The organism is Haloarchaeobius amylolyticus, assembly GCF_026616195.1.
GTDB lineage: Archaea > Halobacteriota > Halobacteria > Halobacteriales > Natrialbaceae > Haloarchaeobius > Haloarchaeobius amylolyticus.
In genome coordinates, this window is the sequence record NZ_JANHDH010000002.1 from 965,412 (window position 1) to 985,766 (window position 20,355).

Consider the following 20,355-nt stretch of genomic DNA (forward strand, 5'->3'; position numbering starts at 1 on the left):
GGATTCTCAGGCTACCGTCTCGTTATCACCGTCCCGTATCGACCGAACGGTCAGATACTGGACTCCTCGTCGACCAGCTCGCGCCGGTAGCTCACGTCGATGGTGAAGCCGCCGTCGCGCAGCTCGAAGCAGACGCTGTCGAGGTTGGTCTCGTACACCTCGTAGTGGTTCCCGCCCTCGTCGACCTTCGGCCGCGATTCGAGCAGGTCGTACTCCTCGAGGACGTCGATGCGCCGGTAGACCGTCGCCTCGGAGGCGTCACAGCGGTCGACGAGTGCCTGTGCCGAGAGGGGCTCGACGGACGTGAGCGCGAGGATGCGCCGGGCCGTCTCCCGTTCGAAGACGTCGAACAGCGTGTCGGCGTCCCACTCGTTTGTCACGGGAGATAGATGCGGAGCCACGGTGAAAAGGGTGCAGCCTCGGTAGTTTCACCACGTGAGAACGCTGTCGACACCGGGACGTTCACGGTTTCGGGACGATTTCGGCGGCCTGACCGGGGGCAACGGAACGCGAGTGTGAACGTGCCGCATGGATATCCGGGGAGGACCGACGAGTACCGCCCAGCGACCGGCTGTGGCGGTTTCGCCGTTCCAGAACCGTCGCCGCGTCCTTTTGTATGGTCGACCATGATACAGTTGGAAACATGGCACAACGCTACTACGGGCGGCAGGGGACGTCCTCGACAGAGTCGATAGACTTCGAACTCGACCGCGACACCATCGGGCAACTGCTGACCAGGCGCCCATGGGTGGTGCGGTGGGTCCTCGCCGAGGTGTTCCTCGTCGGGCTGGCCATGACCATCCCGCTGTTTTTCACCAGCGAACTCGCGAAGGTCGCCTTCGGGATGGTACTCGCGATGGCGGTCCTCTCCGGGCTCGTCGGGCTCGTCGCCGGTGCCGTCTCGCTCGGCCGTGCGGCCCGCCGGGCGCTCCGCCGCCGGCGCGCCGAGGTCTGAGGCATAAACGAACCCCGGACTGGGACGGTACCACGGCACACCCGGCCGGAGACCGTGACGCGGTCGCCCGCGAGACTGGTGGCAACATTCGTGCCTACCGGAAAGGGAAACCTTTCTCACCGCACCCTTCGCATGGCGATGCATGAAGGTGCGTATCAGCGAGGGTGCGTCCGAGGAGGAGGCCTCCGCCATCGCCGCGGCGCTCGCCGAGCACGTGGGCGACGAGGTCGAGGTGTACGTCGGCCGGGCCGACGACCCCGCGGCGGTCGAGGCGGCTCCGGAAGGGGCGGCCGCGACCGCTGGGGGCGCCAGTGCCGGCGGGTCGACCGCGTCGGCCGGCGACGACGACGACCTCGGGCCGACCGAACGCGAGGAGAAACTCATCGAGGAGATCGAGGAGATTCTCGAGGGCGGCCCGGAGAAGTACAAAGAGCGACTCCCCGAACAGGGCAAACTGTTCGTCCGTGACCGCATCGACCTCTGGTTCAATCCCGAGCAGGGCTCGGCAGGCGACCAGACGGAGTCCGGTCACGGGAACGACGGAGTGCTGTTCGAGGACGGCAAGTTCGCCGAGTTCGACAACGAGGACCAGATCCCCGCCGACGGCCTCATCACGGGCGCGGCCGAGTTCGAGGGCCGCGACGTCCACTTCATGGCCAACGACTTCACCGTCAAGGCCGGCTCGATGGCGTCGAAGGGCGTCGAGAAGTTCCTCCGGATGCAACAGCGCGCCCTGAAGACCGGCAAGCCGGTGCTGTACCTGATGGACTCCTCCGGGGGTCGCATCGACCAGCAGACCGGCTTCTTCGCCAACCGCGAGGGCATCGGGAAGTACTACTACAACCACTCGATGCTCTCCGGGCGCGTCCCGCAGATCTGTGTCCTGTACGGCCCGTGTATCGCCGGCGCGGCGTACACGCCCGTCTTCGCGGACTTCACCATCATGGTCGAGGGGATGTCCGCGATGGCCATCGCCTCCCCGCGGATGGTCCAGATGGTCACCGGCGAGGAGATATCCATGCAGGACCTCGGTGGCGCCCACGTCCACGCCGAGGAGTCCGGCAGCGCCGACCTCGTCGCCGAGGACGAGGAGCACGCCCGGGAACTCGTCTCCCAGCTCGTCACCTACCTGCCGAGCAACTCCGACGAGAAGCCGCCGCGCGCCGACCCCGTCGACCCCGCGAAGTCGCCTGCGGGCATCGACAGCATCGTGCCCCAGGAGCCCAACCGCGGCTACGACATGACGGAGGTCATCGACCGGGTCGTCGACGAGGGCTCGTACTTCGAACTCCGCCCGGACTACGGCGAGGAGATAATCACGGCCTACGCCCGCATCGACGGCCGCCCGGTCGGCATCGTCGCCAACCAGCCTGCCCACCGCGCCGGCGCCATCTTCCCGGACGCCGCCGAGAAGGCAGCCGAGTTCATCTGGAAGTCCGACGCGTTCAACATCCCGCTGCTGTACCTCGCGGACACCCCCGGCTTCATGGCCGGCTCGCAGGTCGAGAAGGACGCCATCCTCGAGAAGGGCAAGAAGATGATCTACGCCACCTCCAGCGCGACGGTGCCGAAGCAGTGCGTCGTCGTCCGCAAGGCGTACGGCGCCGGCATCTACGCGATGTCCGGGCCCGCGTACGACCCCGAGAGCACCATCGGGCTGCCCTCGGGCGAGATCGCCATCATGGGCCCCGAGGCCGCCATCAACGCGGTCTACGCGAACAAGCTCAACGACATCGACGACCCCGAAGAGCGCGCCGAGCGCGAGGCCGAACTCCGCGAGGAGTACCGCGAGGACATCGACATCCACCGCATGGCCAGCGAGGTCGTCATCGACGAGATCGTCCCGCCGTCGTCGCTGCGCACCGAACTCGAGAACCGCTTCCGGTTCTACGAGACCGTCGAGAAGGAGCTGCCGGACAAGAAGCACGGTACCATCCTCTGAGGCGACTCGCCCGGGTTGCCGGACCGGCGAAGGCCCGAACCGACCCGGTTCCGCCCTCCTTACCGACGGCCCGACGATGGTAGCGTCGCCGTAGCAGGAAACCGGCCGACGGAACCGGCACTTAAGCTACCCTTCAGCGCGGGTAGCGCCCCACTACCGTTCCCGAGGGGCCGGTTCGGTCGCCCTGCCACCGGACAAACGGATATTTTCCCTATCCGAACCGGTACCTCGTGAGCCCATAGTGGGGCCATACATTTGTTCGATGGTGCCCTTGGTACGTATGCCCACGGCGATAGTGGGGTCGTCACGACCGGTTCGACACCGATCTGGCATGGGGGAAGGTGACGACCCATCGGTTCACACAGCCACACCGGGTCACACGCGAATGGGGGTTCGCGACCCGGTCGTCATCCCGGGCCGACCGACGCGGTTGCGTGGTCGGCTAGCGGGGTTTCAGACACAGTCGCGCCCCGGGGGGAGCGCGGCCATGTACACACGGTCGCCGTGGGTTTTCGTACCGTTATCGCGTTCTCGTTCCGTCGGACCGTTCGACCGCACGCCTGAGCCGACGCACCTCGTCCCGGACCGCCTGCCACTGCTCGAGGCTGCCGGGGATGTCGTCGGACGACTGGTGGCGCTGTTTCTGTGAGAGCACGAGTCGCTGGACGCTCCCGGGGTCCTCGACGTTCCAGAACGTCAGCTCGGTGCCGCCGCCGGCGGCGGTGTCGACCTCGACGGTACCGTAGCCGAACAACGCCCCGAGCGCGGGCTGTTCGTACGAGGAGTTCTGGACGCTCTCGAAGTCGGCACTGAGGACTGTCCGGGAGAGCCCGCCGGTCTTCCGGTAGCAGGCCTGGTTCGTCACGACGAACTCGGTGTTGACCACGCGGAAGTACGCCACGAGGGGCGGGAGGATGCCGAGGACGACCCCGGGCAGGATGACGAGTGGCTCCTCGATGACCCAGGCGAACCCGGCGGCGACGGCGAGGGCGACCAGCCCGGCGACGAGCGCCGGGATGACCGACTGGATGCGGGGCTTCGCCGACCACAGCACCTCCTCGTCGTCGTCGGGCGTGAACCACTGACCGGTCATCGCTCGTCCTGCCAGTCGAACTCGTCGGACTGCCGGCCGGCCGGGTCCCCCGGTTCGTCCTCACCGGCGCCGCCGGTCGGCCCCTGCGAGGTGGGCGCGGCGCCGGCGTCGGCGGTGCCGGTGTCGGCGCCGGTGTCCTGCCCCTCGATGCCCTCGAAGGACGCGCGGATGGCGCGCAGCTCGGTCAGTATCTCGTCGAGCACCTGCTCTTTGTCCTCCTCGCCGTCGGACTGCGAGCCACGGGCCTGCTTGATGCGCCTGTTGATGAGCTCCTGGACCTGCTTGGGGTCCGAGACGGCCATGAACTGCATCTCGACGCCGGAGCCGCCGGCGGTGGAGATGTCGACGTTCCCGAAGCCGAACTGCTTGCCGAGGAAGCTCTCGCTGAAGGAGATGTTCTGGACCTTGTCGAAGTCGATCTTCTGGACGTCACGGGAGAGGATGCCGGTCTTCTTGTAGAGCCCGTCGGTCGTGACGACGTACTCCGTGTTCTCGCGCTGGAGGTACGCGCCGACGACGATGGGGATGCCGACGAGGACCAGACACAGCGGCAGCCCGATGATGAGGGCGGGGTAGATGCTCTTCTGGTCCGGGATGCCCGACCAGACGATCTCCTCGTCCTCGTCGAGCGTCAACCAGTCGTAGGTGGACTCGGTCGCGGGGGTGTCGCTCATACCGGGTCGATGCGCCCCGTGTCAGCAAAGGTGTTGGGAATTCGAGACGAGTCGGGGCCTGCGACCCGCGGTCAGTCCGCCTCGTCGGGCGCGACGCGGGCCAGCCGCATCGCGTTCCCGGTGACGGCGGTCGTCATGCCGACGTCGCCCGCGAGTACGACCAGCCAGAGCGGGATGGCGAAGACCGGGATGAGGACCGCGAGTGCGGCCTTGACCGCGAGGCTACCCCAGACGTTCTGGCGGATGACGCTGTTTGCCTTCCGCGAGAGGTCGACGAGGTAGGGGAGCCGGGAGAGGTCGTCGGTCAGCAGCGCGATGTCGGCAGTCTCGATGGCGGTGTCGCTGCCGGCCGCGCCCATCGCGATACCCACGTCGGCCGTGGCGAGCGCGGGCGCGTCGTTCACGCCGTCGCCGACCATCGCGACCGTCCCCTGCTCCTTGAGTTCGGCGACCGCGTCGGTCTTGTCCTCGGGCAGCAGGTCGGCGCGGTACTCGTCGATGCCGAGTTGCTCGGCGACGGCCCGGGCCGTCCCCTCGTTGTCGCCGGTGAGCATCACGACCGAGAGGCCGCGCTCGCGGAGGGCGGCGACGGTCTCGACCGCGTCGTCCCGGATGGTGTCGCTGACCGCGATGACGCCCTCGAGGGCGTCCTCCGTTCCCACGAGGACGACGGTCTTGCCCTCGCCCTGGAGGCGCGGGATGGTGTCCTCGACGAGGTCGAGACAGCCCTCGCGCTCGCACTGGCGGCGCATCTCGGGCCGGCTGACGCCGCCCTCAGTCGTCAGGTGGACGTGGTCGAGGTCGAACCCGAGGTCGGTGAACAGGCCGGGCTTGCCGGCGTAGTGGGGCACGTCGCCGAGGGTCGCCTTCACGCCCTCGCCGGTCAGGCTCTCGAAGCCGGACACGTCCCGGTGCTCGACCCCGTTCCGTGCGGCGTGGGCGACGATCGCGTCGCCGATGGGGTGTTCGGACCGGCTCTCCAGCCCGCGGGCACACCGGAGGACGTCCTCCTCGCTGTTCCCGTTGAGGGGCACGACGTCGGTGACGGCGAGTTCGCCGGTCGTGAGTGTCCCCGTCTTGTCGAGCGCGACGATGTCCACGTCGCCCATCGTCTCCAGCCGGTCCCCGCCTTTCACGAGGACGGCACGCTTCGCGGCGCTGGTGACCGCGGAGACGACGCTGACGGGCGTCGAGATGACGAACGCACACGGGCAGGCGATGACGAGCAGCCCGATGCCGTTGACCGCCCAGTGGACCCAGTCCGCGCCGAAGAACAGCGGCGGGACCGCGGCGACCAGTACGGCCAGCCCCGTGACCAGCGGGGTGTAGTACTGCGCGAAGCGCTCGACGAAGCGCTCGCGCTCGGTCTTGTTCGACTGGGCGTCGGTGACGAGGTCGACGATGCGCGCCAGCGTGGACTCCCCGGCGGGGCTGGTCGTCTCGACCTCGAGGTAGCCCTGTTCGTTGACGGTGCCGGCGTACACCTCGTCGCCGCGGACCTTGTCCACCGGGACGGACTCGCCCGTGATGGGTGCCTGGTTCACGGCGGATTCGCCGTCGCGGACGACCCCGTCGACCGGAATCTTCTCCCCCGGCTGGACGAGGACGACCTCGCCGACGCGGACCTCGTCGGCCGGAATCTCGACCTGCTCGCCGTCGCGGCGGACCACCGCGGTGTCGGGCGCGAGGTCGAGCAGGTCGTCCAGCGAGCGCCGGGCGCGCTGGACCGAGGCGCGCTCTAACAGCTCGGCGACGTTGAAGAGGAACGCCAGCGAGGCGGCCTCGATGAGGAGGTTCTCGCCGGGGACGAAGACGGTGATGCCCGTCGCGGCGAGGATGGCCGCCGTCATCAGGAAGTCGATGTCGAGGCTCAGGGTCCGGGCGGAGTAGTAGCCGTTCCGGAGGATGACCTGCCCGCCGGCGACGACCGCGCCGAGCAACAGCACGTCCGAGAGGGCGTAGGACTGGTCGAGGACGGTCACCACGACGGGGTTGACGCGGACGAGGATGACCAGCAGGGCGAGCGCGACGAACGCGCCGGAGGCGATGGTCTTCAGCCCGCGGGCACTCGTCCAGACGGCCTCGTCACCGTCCTCGTCGTCGTCGCGGACCGCGTAGCCCGCGCCCTCGACGGCCGCCACGACCGTCTCGCGGTCGGTCGCCTCGGGGTCGTAGCCGACGACGAGGGTCCCGGTCGTCGGCCGCGGGTCGACGGCGAGGACGCCGGAGAGGCCGGAGACGGCCCCCTCGACCTTGCTCGCACACGACGGACAGTCCATGTCCGGCACGTCGAGCCGCAGGGTCGCCGGCGCGTCCGCGACGCTTTCGGCCCCGGTGCCGGCCGTCCCGGCGTCGTCGCAGCCGCAGGACTCGGTCGTGCAATCGTCGCTCATTGCCTGACGGTAGTCGTCCGGACGTTATTAATTCGGCTGCTACAGAACCGGGTCAGGATAGCAGTTCTTAACAAAATCGCGTTTGTTAGTTAGTAGCACTGTGGCGAGGTGGGGGCCTGCGGTGGGCGAAACTCGAACGTCGGAGACCGCCCGACGTGGAGCAGGCGCGTTCGCCGTGGACTGAAAACTCATATACCATGAAACCCAACGCTTCGAGCGATGGCCGTGGCCGACAGGCAATCTTGCGACGGATGTGACCGACAGTTCGCCGTCGAGCGACTGTCGACCGTCACGATGCCGGGGGGGTCACAGTCGGTCTGCTGCCCGGACTGCCGGCGGTTCGCCGAGTCCGCGCGGTCGAAGGCCGAACTCGACCGGGACGAACACGAGTGCGACGGCTGCTCGCGGACGTACCCGCTCTCGGAGCTCTCGGTCGTCGACATGCCCGGTGGCTCGCAGTCGGTCTGCTGTCCGGAGTGTCGGACCTACGCCGAGTCGGTCGGGACGACCGCCGAACTCGGGCAGCGCCGCCGGGAGTGCGACGGCTGTTCGAGGGAGTTCGCGCTCGACAACCTCGCCGTCGTCGACATGCCGGGTGGGACCCAGTCGATCTGCTGTCCCGAGTGCAAGTGGTACGCGGAGTCGGTCAGCACCACGGCGGAACTCGGCGACCGACAGCGCGAGTGCGACGGGTGCACCACGACGTTCCCCGTCTCCGAACTCGAAGAGATCGTGCTCTCGGACGGGACGAGCGTCCTCTGCTGTCCGACCTGCCGGGAGCACGCGCCCGAGCCGACAGCGACCGACGAGGTCGACGACGAGCAGCGCAAGGACGCAGAGCGCGAGACGGCGTCGGAACTCGCCGAGAAGGACCCCTCGAAGGCGATCCAGACCCGGAACCTCTGCACGCAGTGCAAGGAGTGGTGCTCGGTCGAACTCTACCCCGCCGAGATCAACGACAGCCGGACCGAGAACCTCTGTCCCGACTGTCTCGAGATAGCCCGGAGCCGCGGCATCGTCACCGAGGTCGGCATGCGGCGTGCCGATGCCTACGACGCACTCGGCATCGAGCCGGTCGACGACGCCGGCGAACTCCGTGACGCCTACATCGACCGGGTCAAGGACGTCCACCCCGACCGCGCCGGCGGGAGCCGCGAGGCGTTCAAGCGGGTCCAGCGGGCGTACGAACGCCTCGAATCCGAGTTCTAGACCTGCTCCTGCTCGGCGGGGTCCTCCCGGCGGACGTACCCGAGCGTCCCCGGGTTGAAGAGGTAGCGCGACCCGCACTCGCCGCAGGTCGCCACGAGCGGCTGGTTGTGCTCGTACTGCTGCCAGAGGTCCTTCTGTTGCTGTTCGACGTCGAGCACCACGCGGTGGCCACAGCCCTCGAAGTTGCAGGGGAACTCCAGGTACCAGTTCGGGGTCGAGAGCGTCCCGAGCGGGGCGATTTCCGCCCGGAGCCGGCAGAGCAGGTTGAACACGGTGACCGGAACCTCCTCGCGGTCGAGCTGGACGCCCTCGACGTTCGCGAGGTAGCCCGGCCGGTCGACGGGCGGTTCGTAGAGCGGGAGCACCGGGATACCGCGGGCCGTGGCGAAGCCGATCTCCTGGTTGACCCAGTGGTCGGCGACGCCCTCGGCGGTGAGCACGGCGACGACCACGTCGGCGTTCGCGAGTCGCCCCTTGAGGTCGCTCCGCGTCCGGCCGGCCTCGAGTTCCTCCATGGCGAGGTGGACCCCGACCGGGAGGTTCCGGACCGTCCCGAACAGGTCCTGGGCCAGGTCGAGGTCTTCGCTCGCGTGCGTGACGAAGACCTGCGCGTCGGTCATAGCTGAACCTCACCCGAGACGTACAAAACCCTTACTCCGGGCGGGGTCGGTCGTGACGGGGGACAGGGGGTCACGAGGGCGTGCCGGGCGCTGTCGCTCCCCTGCGAACCAGCGACAATCGGTTGACAGATACGGGCCTGCCGGCCCGCCGGGCGACCCGGTGGTGGCAGTTACAGCGGCGAGACGAGGTCCTCGAGCGCGGCGCGCGGGTCGTCGGCCTTGGCGACACCGGAGGCGAGGAGCACGCCGGTCGACCCGAGTTCGCCCGCGGCCTCGAGGTCGTCGCCGGTCGAGATGCCGGCGCCACAGAGTACGTCGACGCTCTCGTCGACGGCCTTGGCAGCCTCGACCGCGCCGGTGACGACGTCCGGGTCGGCCTGGCTGACGGGCGTGCCGGTGCCGATGAGTTCCGGCGGCTCGACCGCGACCGAGTCCGGGCCGAGGGCGGCGGCCGCGCCGATCTGGCGCGGGTTGTTCGCGCAGACGATGGTCTCGAGGTCGGCGCGCTCGGCGGCGCGCAGCGAGCTATCGATGTCCGCGAGTTTCAGCCGGTTCTCGGAGTGGTTCAGGAGCGTGCCGACCGCGCCGGCGTCGGCGGCCGCCTCCGCCAGCGTGCTCCCGGTGTGGCTGCCGTGCTCGACCGGGCTGACGTGCTGGGCCCAGGTCTCGACGCCCGTCTCGGCCACGCGCTGCAGGTGCGCGGCCTGCGGGGCCACGGCGATACGCACGCCAGAGTCGTCGCTCACGTTCGCTGCCGCCGTCGCGACCCCGACCGGGTCGCACGGGTACGCCTTCAGGTTGACGAGTACGAACACGTCGTAACCGCCACGAGCGTCGGTAAAATAGCTACCTGTTCCGCCAGCGCTTGCCTCTGGTTCAGTCGTTGCAGCAGCCGGAGGCCTCGTCGGCGAAGTCGAGCCCGATGACCTCGGAGAGCGTGTCGTTGACCTGCTCGAGCTTCACGTCGAGGCGGTTCTGGGCGTCGAGGTACTCCTCCATCACGGGGATGTCGTGCAGTTCCTGCTGGGTCTCCTGGAGGTGCTGGAGGTCCTCCTGGGAGGCCTGGCCGGTCTGGCGCGCCAGCATGAACTCCTGGCGGACCTGCTCGAACTCGTCGATCTTCTCCTGGGCCTCCTCGGACTGCTCGACGGCCTCCTGGGCCTCCTGGAACCGCTCGAACTCGGGCAGGTTGCGGATGGCCTCACCGAGTTCGCGGGCGCGCTCGTCGACCGTGTTCGTCTCCTCGGCTGCGTCCCCGCTCGTTTCGATGCTCATGGACGCGGCTTGGGAGCCGATGGGTTTCAACGTGTTGGAAGCAGATTCCCGGCAGGAATCCGTCGGTTCGACGCCCGGCGTCACCGGATGTCGTTCAGCAACTTCGCCTCGGCCTTGCGGAGGTGCTCGGTGAACGTCGTCTTCGAGATGTCGAGTTCGTCCGCGAGGTCCTGCAGGGACACCTCGCGGGGCCACTGGTAGTAGCCCTCCCGGCGAGCGAGTTCGAACACCTCCCGCTGGCGCTGGGAGAGCAGGCGCAGGTACTGGGTCGACCCGCCGGAGTGCGACCGCCCCGAGGAGATGTGCTGGACCTCGATGGTCGCGTCCATGCGGTCGCGGACGGTCGCCAGTCTTTCCTCGAGGTCGGCGCGGTCGCACTGGGCGACCACGGGCCAGTACTCGTACCCGTCGTAGATGCGGACCGGCCCCTCGTGGATGAAGCCGGCCGAGGTGAGCGCCGGCTCGATGCTGTCCTCCTCGGAGTACTCCACGAAGATGTCCTGGGTCGCGTTCCCGGGGTCGAACCCCTCGGCGTGGGTCTGCAGCCCGCTGGAGAGTTCGACCACCGACTCGGTGAGGGCGGAGGCCCGCGTCGCCTCGACCAGGTCGTTCACCTGCGCGCGGGTGTCCCCGAACGCGGTGAACAGCCCCCTGATGTTCCCCTCGGCGAGCGGGAAGGCCCCGTGGTTGATGAGGCCGCCGTCGTGCCGGTCGGTCACCTGGAGCGACCAGCAGTCCGGGTGTGCGACCTTCAGCGTGAGTCGGAGGACCTCGGCCTCGTCCGTCGCGTCGTCCTGCCCAGTCATCAGTGGGTACTGCACGGCCAGTGCGATAAAAGCCGTCGACCGCCCGCCGGACGCTGGACCGGCGAGCGGAGGAATCTCCGGAGTCCACCTGTTTCGCGCTATTTTGAACGGTCTGAACGATTCATGAACGGGCTCACCACTTGATATACGTTCGGGCCGTCGTGGAAACTACGATGGTCGAGCGCACCCCGATGGTACTGGTCGTCGCAGACGACGAACTGATCCGACAGCGCTGTTCGGCGTGGCTCGAGGACGGCGACTACGACGTGGTCGCCACGGGCATCCTCGACGAGGCGCTCGCGACCGCAAAACGGGCAGCGGTCGTGCTCGTCGCGGGCGGTGTCGGCCGGGCGACCCACGACGAACTCGTCCGGATGGTCGGCCGCCACGGCCGCGAATGCGCGGTGGTCTCGCTCGCCTCCTCGGCGAGCTACGACCTCCCCTACGACGCGCGCCTGTCCTCGCCGGTCCGGGAGGCCGAACTCCGGCAGGTGGTCGAGCGCCTCGTGACCCGGGCGACCTACGTCGACCGGCTCGACGCGCTGCTGGCGGCCGCGCGCCGGGCGACCGGCAACCACGGCCGACTCTCCCGGCTCCGGTCGGAGACCCGCGACCTCCAGGACGGGTTCGAGCCGGCGGACTACGAGGCGGTCTTCCGCACCATCGACCCGTCGTAGCGTCGCCGCAGGGTCGCACAGCACTCGACAGGACGCCTCCGGACCGTTCTCCCCGACAACAGGGCACATAGGCCACAGACCGGCCGTTCCCGAACCGCGGAAGTTAACCGTCCGCCCCAGTTATGCGATGCTAATGAGCAACGAGTCGTTCTCCGAGGGAGACCTCAGGAACACAGGCATGTCCCTCAAGCACGACCGCGAGTGGGACTACGAGCTCGAGCGCATCATCGAGGCGGTCGAGGAGCGCGACGCGACCAAGGTGGGCCTCCAGTTCCCGGAGGGCCTGAAACGCCGCGGCCCGAAGGTCGCCGACGACCTCCGCGAACTGCTGCCCGAGGACGTGACCGTCCTCATCTCCGGCCAGCCCTGCTACGGCGCGTGCGACCTCGACACCTTCCTCATGCGCCGCACCGACGTGTTCGTCCACTTCGGCCACTCCCCCATGAAGGAGTCGGACAAGATCATCTACGTGCCGCTGTTCTCCAACGTCGAGGTCCGCCCCATCATGGAGCGCGCCGTCGAGGAGGAACTCGAGGAGGGCGACGTGGGCCTCGTCACGACCGCCCAGCACATGAACCGCTTCGGCGAGATGAAAGAGTGGCTCACGGAGCAGGGCTTCGACGTCCACACCCGCAAGGGCGACGACCGCCTCACCCACGAGGGGCAGGTGCTCGGGTGCAACTACGCCTCCGCGGACATCGACGCCGACCAGATCCTCTACGTCGGCGGCGGGAAGTTCCACCCCCTCGGACTCGCGATGGAGCACCCCGACAAGACGGTCGTCATCGCCGACCCCGTCAACAACGTCCTCACCGTGGCCGACACGGAGAAGTTCATGAAGCAGCGCTACGCCTCGGTCCACAAGGCGATGGACGCCGAGAAGTTCGGCGTCATCTTCTGTACGAAGATCGGCCAGGGGCGCTGGGAGATCGCCGAGGAGATCGTCGACAACAACGAGAACGCCTACCTCATCACGATGGACGAGGTCACCCCCGACAGGCTGCGCAACTTCGACATGGACGCCTTCGTGAACACGGGCTGTCCGCGTATCACGACCGACGACGGGCCGCAGTTCCACAAGCCGATGCTCACGCCCCAGGAGTACAGGATCGCCATCGGCGAGGAACCGCTGGAGGACCTCGCGTTCGACACCTTCCACGGGACGTGGTGACCGGCTGAAACGCGCTTCTCTCTCCTACTCGGATTCCAGTTCTTCCGACGTTATCTCGTAGGTCTGCCCGTCGTACGCGACGTGGCGCGCCTCGTCGATGCCGAAGGGCGGGTAGGCGCCGTTCTCCTCGACGAACCGGACCGTCTCGACGCCGGATTCGAAGAACGCGAGGGCATCTCGGAGGTTCCGCATCCGGAGTACCTGCTCGGTGATGAACTCGTACGGGTCGGCCGCGCTCTCGACCCGGGTGACGCGGTACTCGCACGTCCGGCCGTTGTAACCGGATTCGAGGTCGCGGTCGACCGTGACCACGTCGCCGTCGCGCGTGGTCCCCGTGACCTTCTCGGATGGCTCCAGTTCGACCGCGGGTCCCTCGATGCTGAACCGCGCCGCGAGGGCGGTCTGGTGCTCGTGGTCGGTCGACTCGAACCAGCCGCCGGCGGTGAAGGCGTACTCGCCACCGCCGAGGCCGCCGACGGTCACGTCCGCGGTCCCCTCGGTGAACGCGAGGGCGCTGGTGTCCGCGTTGTCGACGGTCAGGGTCCAGGTGTGGGACTGGGCGGGGTCGACCATCATCGCCGGGACCGGGATGCGTCGTGGCGCGACACTGTACCACTCGCCGTCGACCCGTTTCCTGACCCGCCAGTCGTAGAAGTTCGTGGTGAATGTCGTCTCGGTGTCGTTCCGCAGGGTGAACGCGAGGTCGCCGGTCGGGAGCGAGAGGCTGTCCCCGGACGCCGAGAGGACGAGCGGCGAGTCGGCCATCGCGGGCCAGCAGACGACGCGGCTCGTGTTCTCCTCGCCGTGGACCGGGCAGTCGGTCTCGGAGGCGGGGACACCGATATCGGCTGGCTCCAGCGCGGTGGTCTGGTCGCCGGTGGTCGGGTGGGTCGTCGTGTGCGTGTCGGTGTGGCTGGTGGGCGGGCTGGTCGTGGTCTGCGACTCCGTGCTGGAGCCGGGGAGGGTGCTCGCACAGCCGGCGAGGCCGACGGCGAGCGTGGAGAGGAGGGCACGTCGTTTCACACGTTGGACGTGTCCGAACGATTGTAAATGCTTTCTGCCGCGTGCACCAGGCGCCACACACGTTCCGAAACCTGTAAACGCCGCCACCGACCACGAGGACACATGGAACTCACCGTCACGGAGAACCTCGAGCAGGAACTCCACGTCGAGATCGCTGGGGAGGACCACACGTTCATGAACGTCCTCAAGGGTGCGCTCCTGGAGACGGAGGGCGTCAGTGCCGCGACCTACGACATGAACCCCGAGCAGTCCGGTGGGCAGACAGAGCCCATCCTCACCGTCAAGACGTACGAGGGGACCGCCCCGCTCGACGCGCTGGAGACCGCCGCAAAGCGCGTGCAGGAGAAGACCGACGCGTTCCGCACCGCGTTCGAGAACGCGGCCTGATTCTTCGACCAGTCTCCTCGTCTCGGCCGTCTCGACAGTGAGCGACGCATTCGGTCAGGGTCGACGGGAGCCTCAGCAGAACAGGTGGGCCACGTAGATGCGGCCGTCGGGCGCGACGTGCACGTCGACGGCGTAGGTCGTGTTCGCGTCGAGGACCGTCTGTCTGGACTGGGAGCCGGTGAGCAGCGACTGGGCGACGCTGTCGGCCAGTTCCTGGGTGGTCTCGTAGTCGCCGATGCGTGACCCGTCGGTGCCGTCGACGGAGCCGAAGAAGTACCCTCGCGGCTCACAGCCCGGCGAGAACTCGCCCAGGCCGCCGCGGACCTGCCCGCCCTCGTAGTCCTCGGCGACGCGTTGCTGGTTGGCGAACGTCGTCATCGCGGCCAGCGTCTCGTCCTCCGCGAGGTCGCTCTCGCCCTGTTCGGCCCGGAAGTCGTTCACCTGCCGGTGGACGTTCGTCTCGACCGCCGCGAGGTCGATGCCGTTCGCGGTCGTCGCGTTCCCCGGGACGTTCTCGACGGTCGGGGTCTGGTCGCCGAGGGGGAACGGGACGACCCCCGTGGCGAAGAGTGCAGCGACGAGCAACATGACCGCGATGAGGGGGGCGAAGGGCCTGGCGACGGTGAGCCACCCGACCCCGGCGGCTTCGGACTCGACGTCCTCGTAGTCCGGTTTGCGCTTCTCGAGGCCCATGTTGCCACAGCGGACACAGGGCGGGTTGTTCCGGGTCGACTGCTTGCCGCACTCGGTACAGACCCAGACGAAGCCGGTGTACTCGCCGTGTTCGTGCCCGCACTCGTCGCAGGGCGGTGTCGTCGAGACCGTCCCGCAGTTGTCGCACTCCCAGCCCATTCTCTAGCCTACAGTACGGTGTCACGTGGAAATACCTGCCGTTCGACGGGACGAGAAACGGCCGAGAACGGGCCCGTGGTTGCCGGGTCAGAGCCGGACCGGGACGCCGTGGTCGTCGAGGTACTCCTTGACCTCGCGGATGGAGTACTCGTCGAAGTGGAAGATGGAGGCGGCGAGGGCGGCGTCCGCGCCGGCGTCCTCGAACACCTCGCGGGCGTGCTCGGGGCCGCCACAGCCGGAGGAGGCGATGACGGGCGTGTCGACCGCGTCACAGACCGCCTTCGTCAGCGGGATGTCGTAGCCGTCCTTGGTGCCGTCGGTGTCGATGGAGTTGACGAACAGCTCGCCGGCGCCGCGTTCCTCGGCCTCCTGTGCCCACTCGATGACGTCGCGGCCGGTGCCCTCGCGCCCGCCCTTGACGGTGCACTCGAACCAGCAGGACTCGCCGTCGACCGTGGCGTAGTACTCGCCGTCGTCGTCGTACCGGCGACGGGCGTCGACCGAGATGACGATGCACTGGTTGCCGAAGGCGCGGGCGCCCTCGTTGATGAGGTCCGGGTTCTCGAGCGCGCCCGAGTTGATGGAGACCTTGTCCGCGCCGGCCCGCAGCGTCTCCTTGATGTCTTCTTTCGTCCGGATGCCGCCACCGACGGTGAGGGGGATGAACACCTCGTCGGCGACCGCACTGACCGTGTCGAGCATCGTCTCGCGGCCCTCCGCCGAGGCCGTGATGTCGAGGAAGACGAACTCGTCCGCGCCGGATTCGTTGTACTGCCGGGCCATCTCGACCGGGTCGCCGGTGTACTCGAGGTCCTCGAAGTTGACGCCGGTGTACACCGCGGCGTTGCCGTCCTCGTCCAGGTCCACGTCGATACAGGGGATGATACGCTTCGTGAGGGGCATCTACTACGTGGGGGTTCGGGCGTGTGGCGTTTGACCGTTTCGACCGTGGTCAGTTTCGATACTTTCAGGTAGCCAGTGGGGGTACTCCGGCGTATGAGCGACGAGACCGAGCACGCTGACCACGGACACGACGACCACCACGACCACGGCGACGAGGACGGGCGCGTGACCTCCCCGATGCAGGACTTCGACACGAGCGCGGCCGGCATCGGCTTCGTCACGATGCTCGTCGGCATCATCGTCACCATGGCCGTCCCCCTGCTGCTGATCTGAGTCACTCCGTTCTGCAGTCTTCGCCACGTCCCCGAGTCCCGACCGTCGCGAACCCAAAAGGTTTCAACCTCGGAAGACGCTTCCGTCGCCAATGGCTGCGGATCCGGTGGGGACCGACGAGCACGCAGGCGGGCCCGGTGGGACGGAGACGGGCGAGACGACGGACCGACTCCTCGACGCGGTCCGGCTCCGGACGCCCGAGCGAACCGCGACCGCGAACCGCTGGCTGCTGTGGGGACTGCTCGCCATCACGGCGCTCGCCCTGGCGGGGCGGCTCCTCTGGCTCGGTCGCCGCCCGGCACACTGGAGCGAGGCGCGGCTCGGGTACGGGGTCCTGACCTACGTCGAGACCGGGGCGTGGACGTACCGGCCGGTCATGCAGGGCCCACTGCTCGCGCACGCGAACGAACTACTCTTCTCGGCCTTCGGGCCGTCCGATGCGCTGCTCCGGCTGGTCGTCGCGGTCGTCGGCGGGCTCGTGCCACTCACCGCGTGGCTCTTCCGCGACCACCTGCGCGACGGCGAGGTGCTCGCGTTCGGCGGCTTCCTCGCGGCGACCCCGGCGCTCGTCTACTACTCGCGGTTCGCCCGGGCCGACGTGCTCGTCGCCGGTTTCGCCCTGCTCACGCTGGGGCTTCTCGTGCGACTCGCCGAGACGCGCTCGCCGTGGTACCTCTACGCGGCCGCGGTCGGCGCCGCGCTGATGGTCGCCTCGCAGGAGACCGCGCTGCTGTACGTCGGTACGTGGGCTGTCGCCGGTCTGCTCGTGCTCGACCACCGGCTGTTCTGGCGCCACCCCGACTACGACCCGGTCGAGGACGGGGCGAACCCGGTCCCGGGGTGGCTGGCCGAGCGCGTCGACGGACCGGTCGGGCTGGTCGCGCTCCTGAACCCGGTCGTCGTCGCCCTGTTCGTGGAGTCGCGGTTCCTCGCCATCGTGTTGCTGCTCGTCGCCATCCGCGGGACGCTCTGGGTCGTCCCCGGAGACGGCGAGGGATTCGACGTGAGTGTGCTCGTCGGCGCCGCCGGCGTGCTCGCGCTGCTCGGCGGCGTCGGGTCGATACTGCTGGTGTACACCCTCACGTGGACTGTGCTGGCCGGCTACGTGCTGGCCGTCGTCTTCCGGGGTTCCGACGTGGGGCGGGCGCTCCACCGCTGGCGCGCTCCGACCGTCTTCGCCGCGGTGCTGTTCGTGCTGGTGACCGTCCTCCTCTTCGCGCCCCGTGGGTCGGACGGGCTCGGGGCCGCCCTGACCGACCCGGCACTCCTGCCGGGGGTCGTCGAGGCGGCCCTGTTCGACAGCTGGGCCGACCTGTCGGCGCTGTACCTCGGCAACGCCCAGGACCTGAGCTTCCTCGACTCGTTCGTCTTCTTCGCGCAGGCGCTCCGGGGTGGCGCGTTCGTCCTCCTGCTGTTCGCGGTCGTCGGGTTCCTCGCGGACCGCTACGGGGCCGGGGCACAGCGCGACCTCGTCTCCTTCGCGAGCTACTGGGGCTTCGCGGGCGTGCTCGCCTACCCCGTCCTCGTCGCGGTCAAGGGCCAGTGGGCGACCGCACACATGCTCGTCCCGCTGGCGATTCCGGCCGCGGTCGGCGTCGGCGTCGTCTGGCGCTGGGGCCGGCACGCCGTGGCCGACCGGCGCATGGTGTCCGCGAGCCTCGTGGTGGTCGTCCTCGTGTTCACGGTCGGGCTCTCGGGCGCGACCGTGGCGACGACGGTCTACGATTACCCCACGAGCGCCGAGAACCCGCTGGTCCAGGGAGGCCAGCCCGGGACCGGCATCGAGCCGGTGGCCGCGGCCATCGAGACGGCGGCGGCCGAGAACCAGGGTGGTCCCGACGTGGTGTACTACGGGTCGTTCTTCGCGATGGACAACGAGAGTGCGGCCGACAGCCTTCCCGTCACGAACGGCGCGGGCTGGCGCAACGGGAGCTGGACCGTCTACGCCGAGAACGAGAACTGGTACCACCGGCTCCCGCTCCCGTGGTACACCGCGCGGGCGGGTGCCGAGACCGCGAGTGTCCGCAACGTCTCCGAGCTGGAGGCGCACCTCGATTCGAATCCCCCGGTCGTCGTCACCCGCGTCACGAACACGAAGGCGGTCGGAGATGCCCTGCCCGCGGGGTACGACCGCCACGCGTTCAACCTGACCGCGGGTGACACCGTTACAGTCGTGTTCGTGAATACATCCGTGTCCGACGACCGCCAGTCGGTACACGTCGATGCATAAAGCAAGCGTTAAGCGCCGGGCTGTGGAACCGCCGACCACAATGCCCGCGACCCTACCAGGGCCGACGCTCGGCGTCGTCGGCGGCGGCCAGCTCGGGCGGATGCTGGCCGAGGCCGCCGCACCCCTGGGCGTCGACGTGGTGGTCTTGGACCCCACGCCCGACTGCCCGGCAGCGCCGGTCGCCCGCGACCAGCTCGTCGCCGACTTCGACGACCAGTCGGCCATCCGCGACCTGGCCGAACGCGCCGACTACCTCACCTTCGAGATCGAACTCGCCGACCAGGCGGCGCTGAACGAGGTCAGCGCCGACACGGGCGTCCCGTGTCACCCCGAGCCGGCGACGCTGGAACTCATCCACGACAAGCTCCACCAGAAGCAAGCACTCGCCGACGCCGGCATCCCCGTCCCGGAGTTCCGGGCGGTCGAGACGGCCGACGAACTGCGCGCGGCCATCGACGACCTCGGTGCCCCCGCGATGCTCAAGGCCCGGACCGGCGGCTACGACGGCCGGGGGAACGTCCCGGTCGAGAACCGCGAGGATGCCGCAGACGCCATCGAGGCCGTCGCCGGCCCCGCGATGCTCGAGTCCTTCGTCGACTACGAGCGCGAGGTCTCGGTCATCGCCGCCAATGGCGACGGCGAGGTCGCCACCTTCCCCGTCGGCGAGAACGTCCACGAGGAGGAGATCCTCCGCGAGACCATCGTCCCGGCCGGTTCGGACGACGAGGTCGTCGAGGAGGCCGAGGCGGTCGCTCGCGACGTGCTCGAACTCATGGAGGGCCGTGGTATCTACGGCATCGAGCTGTTCGAGACCCGCGACGGCGACATCCTCGTCAACGAGATCGCCCCGCGCCCGCACAACTCCGGGCACTGGACCATCGAGGGCGCGGTCACCTCGCAGTTCGAGCAGCACGTCCGGGCGGTGCTCGGCTGGCCGCTCGGCGCGACCGACCTGCGCGCGAACACCGTCTCGAAGAACATCCTCGGAACCGGTGACGAATCACGTGAGGCCGAGCTGGCAGGCGTCGAGAACGTCCTCGACACGCCAGGAGCGTCGCTGCACTGGTACGGCAAGCGCGAGGTGCGCCCGCTCCGGAAGATGGGCCACGTCACCAGCATCGCGACCGCGGACGAATCGACCGACGAACTCCTGACGGGCACCCGCATGCTCGTCGACGACCTCACGTTCCGATGACCGACGAACTGGACTCCCTCATCGACGACCTGCACGCAGAGGCACAGCGCGACCGACCCGCCGACGAGACGCCCGACATCGGCATCGTCATGGGGTCGGACTCGGACCTCGACGTGATGATGGGCTCGGAGACGGGCCGCGGCGGCGCCTACGACGCGCTCGTCGACGAACTCGGCTTCGCCGAGGTCACCGACTACGACGACCCGCCCGCGGAACGGTTCACCTTCGAGACGTACGTCGTCTCGGCCCACCGGACGCCCGAACTGATGTACGCCTACGCCGAGACCGCCGAGGCCCGCGGCATCGACGTCATCATCGCCGGTGCCGGCGGCAAGTCCGCCGACCTGCCGAACATGACCGCCTCCATCGCCTACCCGCTGCCCGTCATCGGCGTCCCCGTCCAGGAGAAGTCCGTCGACTCCGTCATCGGGATGCCCCAGGGCGCGCCCCTGACCGCGGTCGACGCCGGGAAGTCGTTCAACGCGGCGCTCTCGGCGGCGATGGTCCTCTCCCGGCAGCACGACGAGTTGCGCGAGCGCCTCGTCGACTACCACGAGGGGCTCAAGGGCGACGTCGCCCGGACGTCCCGTGACCTCCACGAACTCGGGACGCCCGGGTTCAAGGACCGTCGCGACTGACCCGCCCACCGGGGGCACCCCGGTCGGCGTGGTACCGAA

21 protein-coding genes are annotated in these 20,355 nt (G+C 68.7%); 10 read left to right on the forward strand and 11 right to left on the reverse strand.

The genetic code is table 11. The annotated features are described in order from the left end of the window. Positions 1-50 precede the first annotated feature (50 nt). Positions 51-380: an ArsR/SmtB family transcription factor gene (locus tag NOV86_RS17365; protein ID WP_267642970.1), complete on the reverse strand. Its 330-nt coding sequence runs from the start codon at positions 378-380 to the stop codon at positions 51-53. Between the two features lie 263 nt (positions 381-643). On the opposite strand from NOV86_RS17365, the gene NOV86_RS17370 reads away from it, so the two are divergent. Both NOV86_RS17370 and NOV86_RS17375 read left to right on the forward strand, forming a co-directional pair. After that, positions 644-955, forward strand: coding sequence for a hypothetical protein (locus tag NOV86_RS17370; RefSeq protein WP_267642971.1), 312 nt, complete (start codon positions 644-646; stop codon positions 953-955). A gap of 142 nt (positions 956-1,097) precedes the next feature. Beyond that, on the forward strand, positions 1,098-2,897 hold the full coding sequence (locus tag NOV86_RS17375) for an acyl-CoA carboxylase subunit beta (RefSeq protein WP_267642972.1): 1,800 nt from the start codon (positions 1,098-1,100) through the stop codon (positions 2,895-2,897). 520 nt (positions 2,898-3,417) lie between these two features. Here NOV86_RS17375 and NOV86_RS17380 read toward each other — a convergent pair. The 3 genes from NOV86_RS17380 to NOV86_RS17390 form a co-directional block, all read right to left on the reverse strand. After that, positions 3,418-3,990 (reverse strand): PH domain-containing protein, encoded by a 573-nt coding sequence (locus NOV86_RS17380; RefSeq protein WP_267642973.1) that lies wholly within the window; start codon positions 3,988-3,990, stop codon positions 3,418-3,420. Continuing rightward, complete coding sequence (locus NOV86_RS17385) at positions 3,987-4,664, reverse strand: PH domain-containing protein (protein ID WP_267642975.1); 678 nt, start codon at positions 4,662-4,664, stop codon at positions 3,987-3,989. The genes NOV86_RS17380 and NOV86_RS17385 overlap by 4 nt, the downstream gene beginning before the upstream one ends. A 71-nt stretch (positions 4,665-4,735) precedes the next feature. After that, on the reverse strand, positions 4,736-7,057 hold the full coding sequence (locus NOV86_RS17390; protein ID WP_267642976.1) for a heavy metal translocating P-type ATPase: 2,322 nt from the start codon (positions 7,055-7,057) through the stop codon (positions 4,736-4,738). 219 nt (positions 7,058-7,276) lie between these two features. On the opposite strand from NOV86_RS17390, the gene NOV86_RS17395 reads away from it, so the two are divergent. After that, entirely contained in the window at positions 7,277-8,266 is a 990-nt protein-coding gene (locus NOV86_RS17395) for a J domain-containing protein (protein ID WP_267642977.1), read from the forward strand. On the opposite strand, the gene NOV86_RS17400 is transcribed toward NOV86_RS17395, so the two are convergent. The 4 genes from NOV86_RS17400 to NOV86_RS17415 form a co-directional block, all read right to left on the reverse strand. After that, positions 8,263-8,886 carry a toll/interleukin-1 receptor domain-containing protein gene (locus NOV86_RS17400; RefSeq protein WP_267642978.1) on the reverse strand — a complete coding sequence of 208 codons (624 nt, stop codon included), beginning with the start codon at positions 8,884-8,886 and terminating at the stop codon, positions 8,263-8,265. The two genes, NOV86_RS17395 and NOV86_RS17400, sit on opposite strands and share 4 nt — an antisense overlap. A gap of 170 nt (positions 8,887-9,056) precedes the next feature. Further along, the gene (tpiA, locus tag NOV86_RS17405; protein ID WP_267642980.1) at positions 9,057-9,701 is read right to left on the reverse strand and encodes a triose-phosphate isomerase; all 645 of its coding nucleotides are present in this window, start codon (positions 9,699-9,701) and stop codon (positions 9,057-9,059) included. Positions 9,702-9,762: 61 nt separating this feature from the next. Then, complete coding sequence (locus NOV86_RS17410) at positions 9,763-10,161, reverse strand: YlbF/YmcA family competence regulator (RefSeq protein WP_267642982.1); 399 nt, start codon at positions 10,159-10,161, stop codon at positions 9,763-9,765. A gap of 80 nt (positions 10,162-10,241) precedes the next feature. Continuing rightward, positions 10,242-10,967, reverse strand: coding sequence for a helix-turn-helix domain-containing protein (locus NOV86_RS17415; RefSeq protein ID WP_267642984.1), 726 nt, complete (start codon positions 10,965-10,967; stop codon positions 10,242-10,244). 173 nt (positions 10,968-11,140) lie between these two features. Here NOV86_RS17415 and NOV86_RS17420 point away from each other — a divergent pair, with 173 nt between their 5' ends. Together NOV86_RS17420 and dph2 are read left to right on the forward strand one after the other, a co-directional pair. After that, positions 11,141-11,644 (forward strand): DNA-binding transcriptional response regulator, encoded by a 504-nt coding sequence (locus NOV86_RS17420; protein WP_267642985.1) that lies wholly within the window; start codon positions 11,141-11,143, stop codon positions 11,642-11,644. Positions 11,645-11,777: 133 nt separating this feature from the next. Beyond that, entirely contained in the window at positions 11,778-12,815 is a 1,038-nt protein-coding gene (gene dph2 / locus NOV86_RS17425) for a diphthamide biosynthesis enzyme Dph2 (protein WP_267642986.1), read from the forward strand. A 24-nt stretch (positions 12,816-12,839) separates the two neighbouring features. On the opposite strand, the gene NOV86_RS17430 is transcribed toward dph2, so the two are convergent. After that, entirely contained in the window at positions 12,840-13,838 is a 999-nt protein-coding gene (locus NOV86_RS17430; RefSeq protein WP_267642988.1) for a hypothetical protein, read from the reverse strand. 102 nt (positions 13,839-13,940) lie between these two features. Here NOV86_RS17430 and NOV86_RS17435 point away from each other — a divergent pair, with 102 nt between their 5' ends. Beyond that, positions 13,941-14,225 (forward strand): DNA-directed RNA polymerase subunit L, encoded by a 285-nt coding sequence (locus NOV86_RS17435; protein ID WP_267642989.1) that lies wholly within the window; start codon positions 13,941-13,943, stop codon positions 14,223-14,225. Between the two features lie 72 nt (positions 14,226-14,297). Here the strand turns inward: NOV86_RS17435 and NOV86_RS17440 are convergent, their stop codons facing one another. After that, on the reverse strand, positions 14,298-15,077 hold the full coding sequence (locus NOV86_RS17440) for a spore germination YkwD domain-containing protein (RefSeq protein WP_267642992.1): 780 nt from the start codon (positions 15,075-15,077) through the stop codon (positions 14,298-14,300). Positions 15,078-15,164: 87 nt separating this feature from the next. Beyond that, positions 15,165-15,980, reverse strand: a complete 816-nt coding sequence (hisF, locus tag NOV86_RS17445; RefSeq protein WP_267642993.1) for an imidazole glycerol phosphate synthase subunit HisF — start codon at positions 15,978-15,980, stop codon at positions 15,165-15,167. A 93-nt stretch (positions 15,981-16,073) separates the two neighbouring features. Between hisF and NOV86_RS17450 the strand changes: the two genes are divergently transcribed. The 4 genes from NOV86_RS17450 to NOV86_RS17465 all read left to right on the forward strand — a co-directional run bounded on the left by NOV86_RS17450 (position 16,074) and on the right by NOV86_RS17465 (position 20,316). Beyond that, positions 16,074-16,253 carry a DUF7550 family protein gene (locus tag NOV86_RS17450; protein WP_267642995.1) on the forward strand — a complete coding sequence of 60 codons (180 nt, stop codon included), beginning with the start codon at positions 16,074-16,076 and terminating at the stop codon, positions 16,251-16,253. Positions 16,254-16,344: 91 nt separating this feature from the next. Next, positions 16,345-18,483 (forward strand): flippase activity-associated protein Agl23, encoded by a 2,139-nt coding sequence (locus NOV86_RS17455; RefSeq protein ID WP_267642996.1) that lies wholly within the window; start codon positions 16,345-16,347, stop codon positions 18,481-18,483. Beyond that, positions 18,476-19,678, forward strand: a complete 1,203-nt coding sequence (locus NOV86_RS17460; RefSeq protein ID WP_368408781.1) for a 5-(carboxyamino)imidazole ribonucleotide synthase — start codon at positions 18,476-18,478, stop codon at positions 19,676-19,678. Before NOV86_RS17455 ends, NOV86_RS17460 begins: the two co-directional genes overlap by 8 nt. Continuing rightward, positions 19,675-20,316 carry an AIR carboxylase family protein gene (locus NOV86_RS17465; RefSeq protein WP_267643000.1) on the forward strand — a complete coding sequence of 214 codons (642 nt, stop codon included), beginning with the start codon at positions 19,675-19,677 and terminating at the stop codon, positions 20,314-20,316. Before NOV86_RS17460 ends, NOV86_RS17465 begins: the two co-directional genes overlap by 4 nt. Positions 20,317-20,355: the final 39 nt, after the last annotated feature.

Bases quoted from the DNA above. Each gene is read 5' to 3' on its own strand.
- NOV86_RS17435 (WP_267642989.1), top strand. From the start codon at position 13,941: ATGGAACTCACCGTCACGGAGAACCTCGAGCAGGAACTCCACGTCGAG.
- NOV86_RS17415 (WP_267642984.1), bottom strand. From the start codon at position 10,967: ATGACTGGGCAGGACGACGCGACGGACGAGGCCGAGGTCCTCCGACTC.
- NOV86_RS17385 (WP_267642975.1), bottom strand. From the start codon at position 4,664: ATGAGCGACACCCCCGCGACCGAGTCCACCTACGACTGGTTGACGCTC.
- NOV86_RS17410 (WP_267642982.1), bottom strand. From the start codon at position 10,161: ATGAGCATCGAAACGAGCGGGGACGCAGCCGAGGAGACGAACACGGTC.
- NOV86_RS17390 (WP_267642976.1), bottom strand. From the start codon at position 7,057: ATGAGCGACGATTGCACGACCGAGTCCTGCGGCTGCGACGACGCCGGG.
- NOV86_RS17465 (WP_267643000.1), top strand. From the start codon at position 19,675: ATGACCGACGAACTGGACTCCCTCATCGACGACCTGCACGCAGAGGCA.
- NOV86_RS17440 (WP_267642992.1), bottom strand. From the start codon at position 15,077: ATGGGCTGGGAGTGCGACAACTGCGGGACGGTCTCGACGACACCGCCC.
- NOV86_RS17420 (WP_267642985.1), top strand. From the start codon at position 11,141: ATGGTCGAGCGCACCCCGATGGTACTGGTCGTCGCAGACGACGAACTG.
- NOV86_RS17455 (WP_267642996.1), top strand. From the start codon at position 16,345: ATGGCTGCGGATCCGGTGGGGACCGACGAGCACGCAGGCGGGCCCGGT.
- NOV86_RS17375 (WP_267642972.1), top strand. From the start codon at position 1,098: ATGAAGGTGCGTATCAGCGAGGGTGCGTCCGAGGAGGAGGCCTCCGCC.
- NOV86_RS17400 (WP_267642978.1), bottom strand. From the start codon at position 8,886: ATGACCGACGCGCAGGTCTTCGTCACGCACGCGAGCGAAGACCTCGAC.
- NOV86_RS17370 (WP_267642971.1), top strand. From the start codon at position 644: ATGGCACAACGCTACTACGGGCGGCAGGGGACGTCCTCGACAGAGTCG.
- NOV86_RS17450 (WP_267642995.1), top strand. From the start codon at position 16,074: ATGAGCGACGAGACCGAGCACGCTGACCACGGACACGACGACCACCAC.
- NOV86_RS17395 (WP_267642977.1), top strand. From the start codon at position 7,277: ATGGCCGTGGCCGACAGGCAATCTTGCGACGGATGTGACCGACAGTTC.
- NOV86_RS17380 (WP_267642973.1), bottom strand. From the start codon at position 3,990: ATGACCGGTCAGTGGTTCACGCCCGACGACGACGAGGAGGTGCTGTGG.
- NOV86_RS17460 (WP_368408781.1), top strand. From the start codon at position 18,476: ATGCATAAAGCAAGCGTTAAGCGCCGGGCTGTGGAACCGCCGACCACA.
- dph2 (WP_267642986.1), top strand. From the start codon at position 11,778: ATGAGCAACGAGTCGTTCTCCGAGGGAGACCTCAGGAACACAGGCATG.
- hisF (WP_267642993.1), bottom strand. From the start codon at position 15,980: ATGCCCCTCACGAAGCGTATCATCCCCTGTATCGACGTGGACCTGGAC.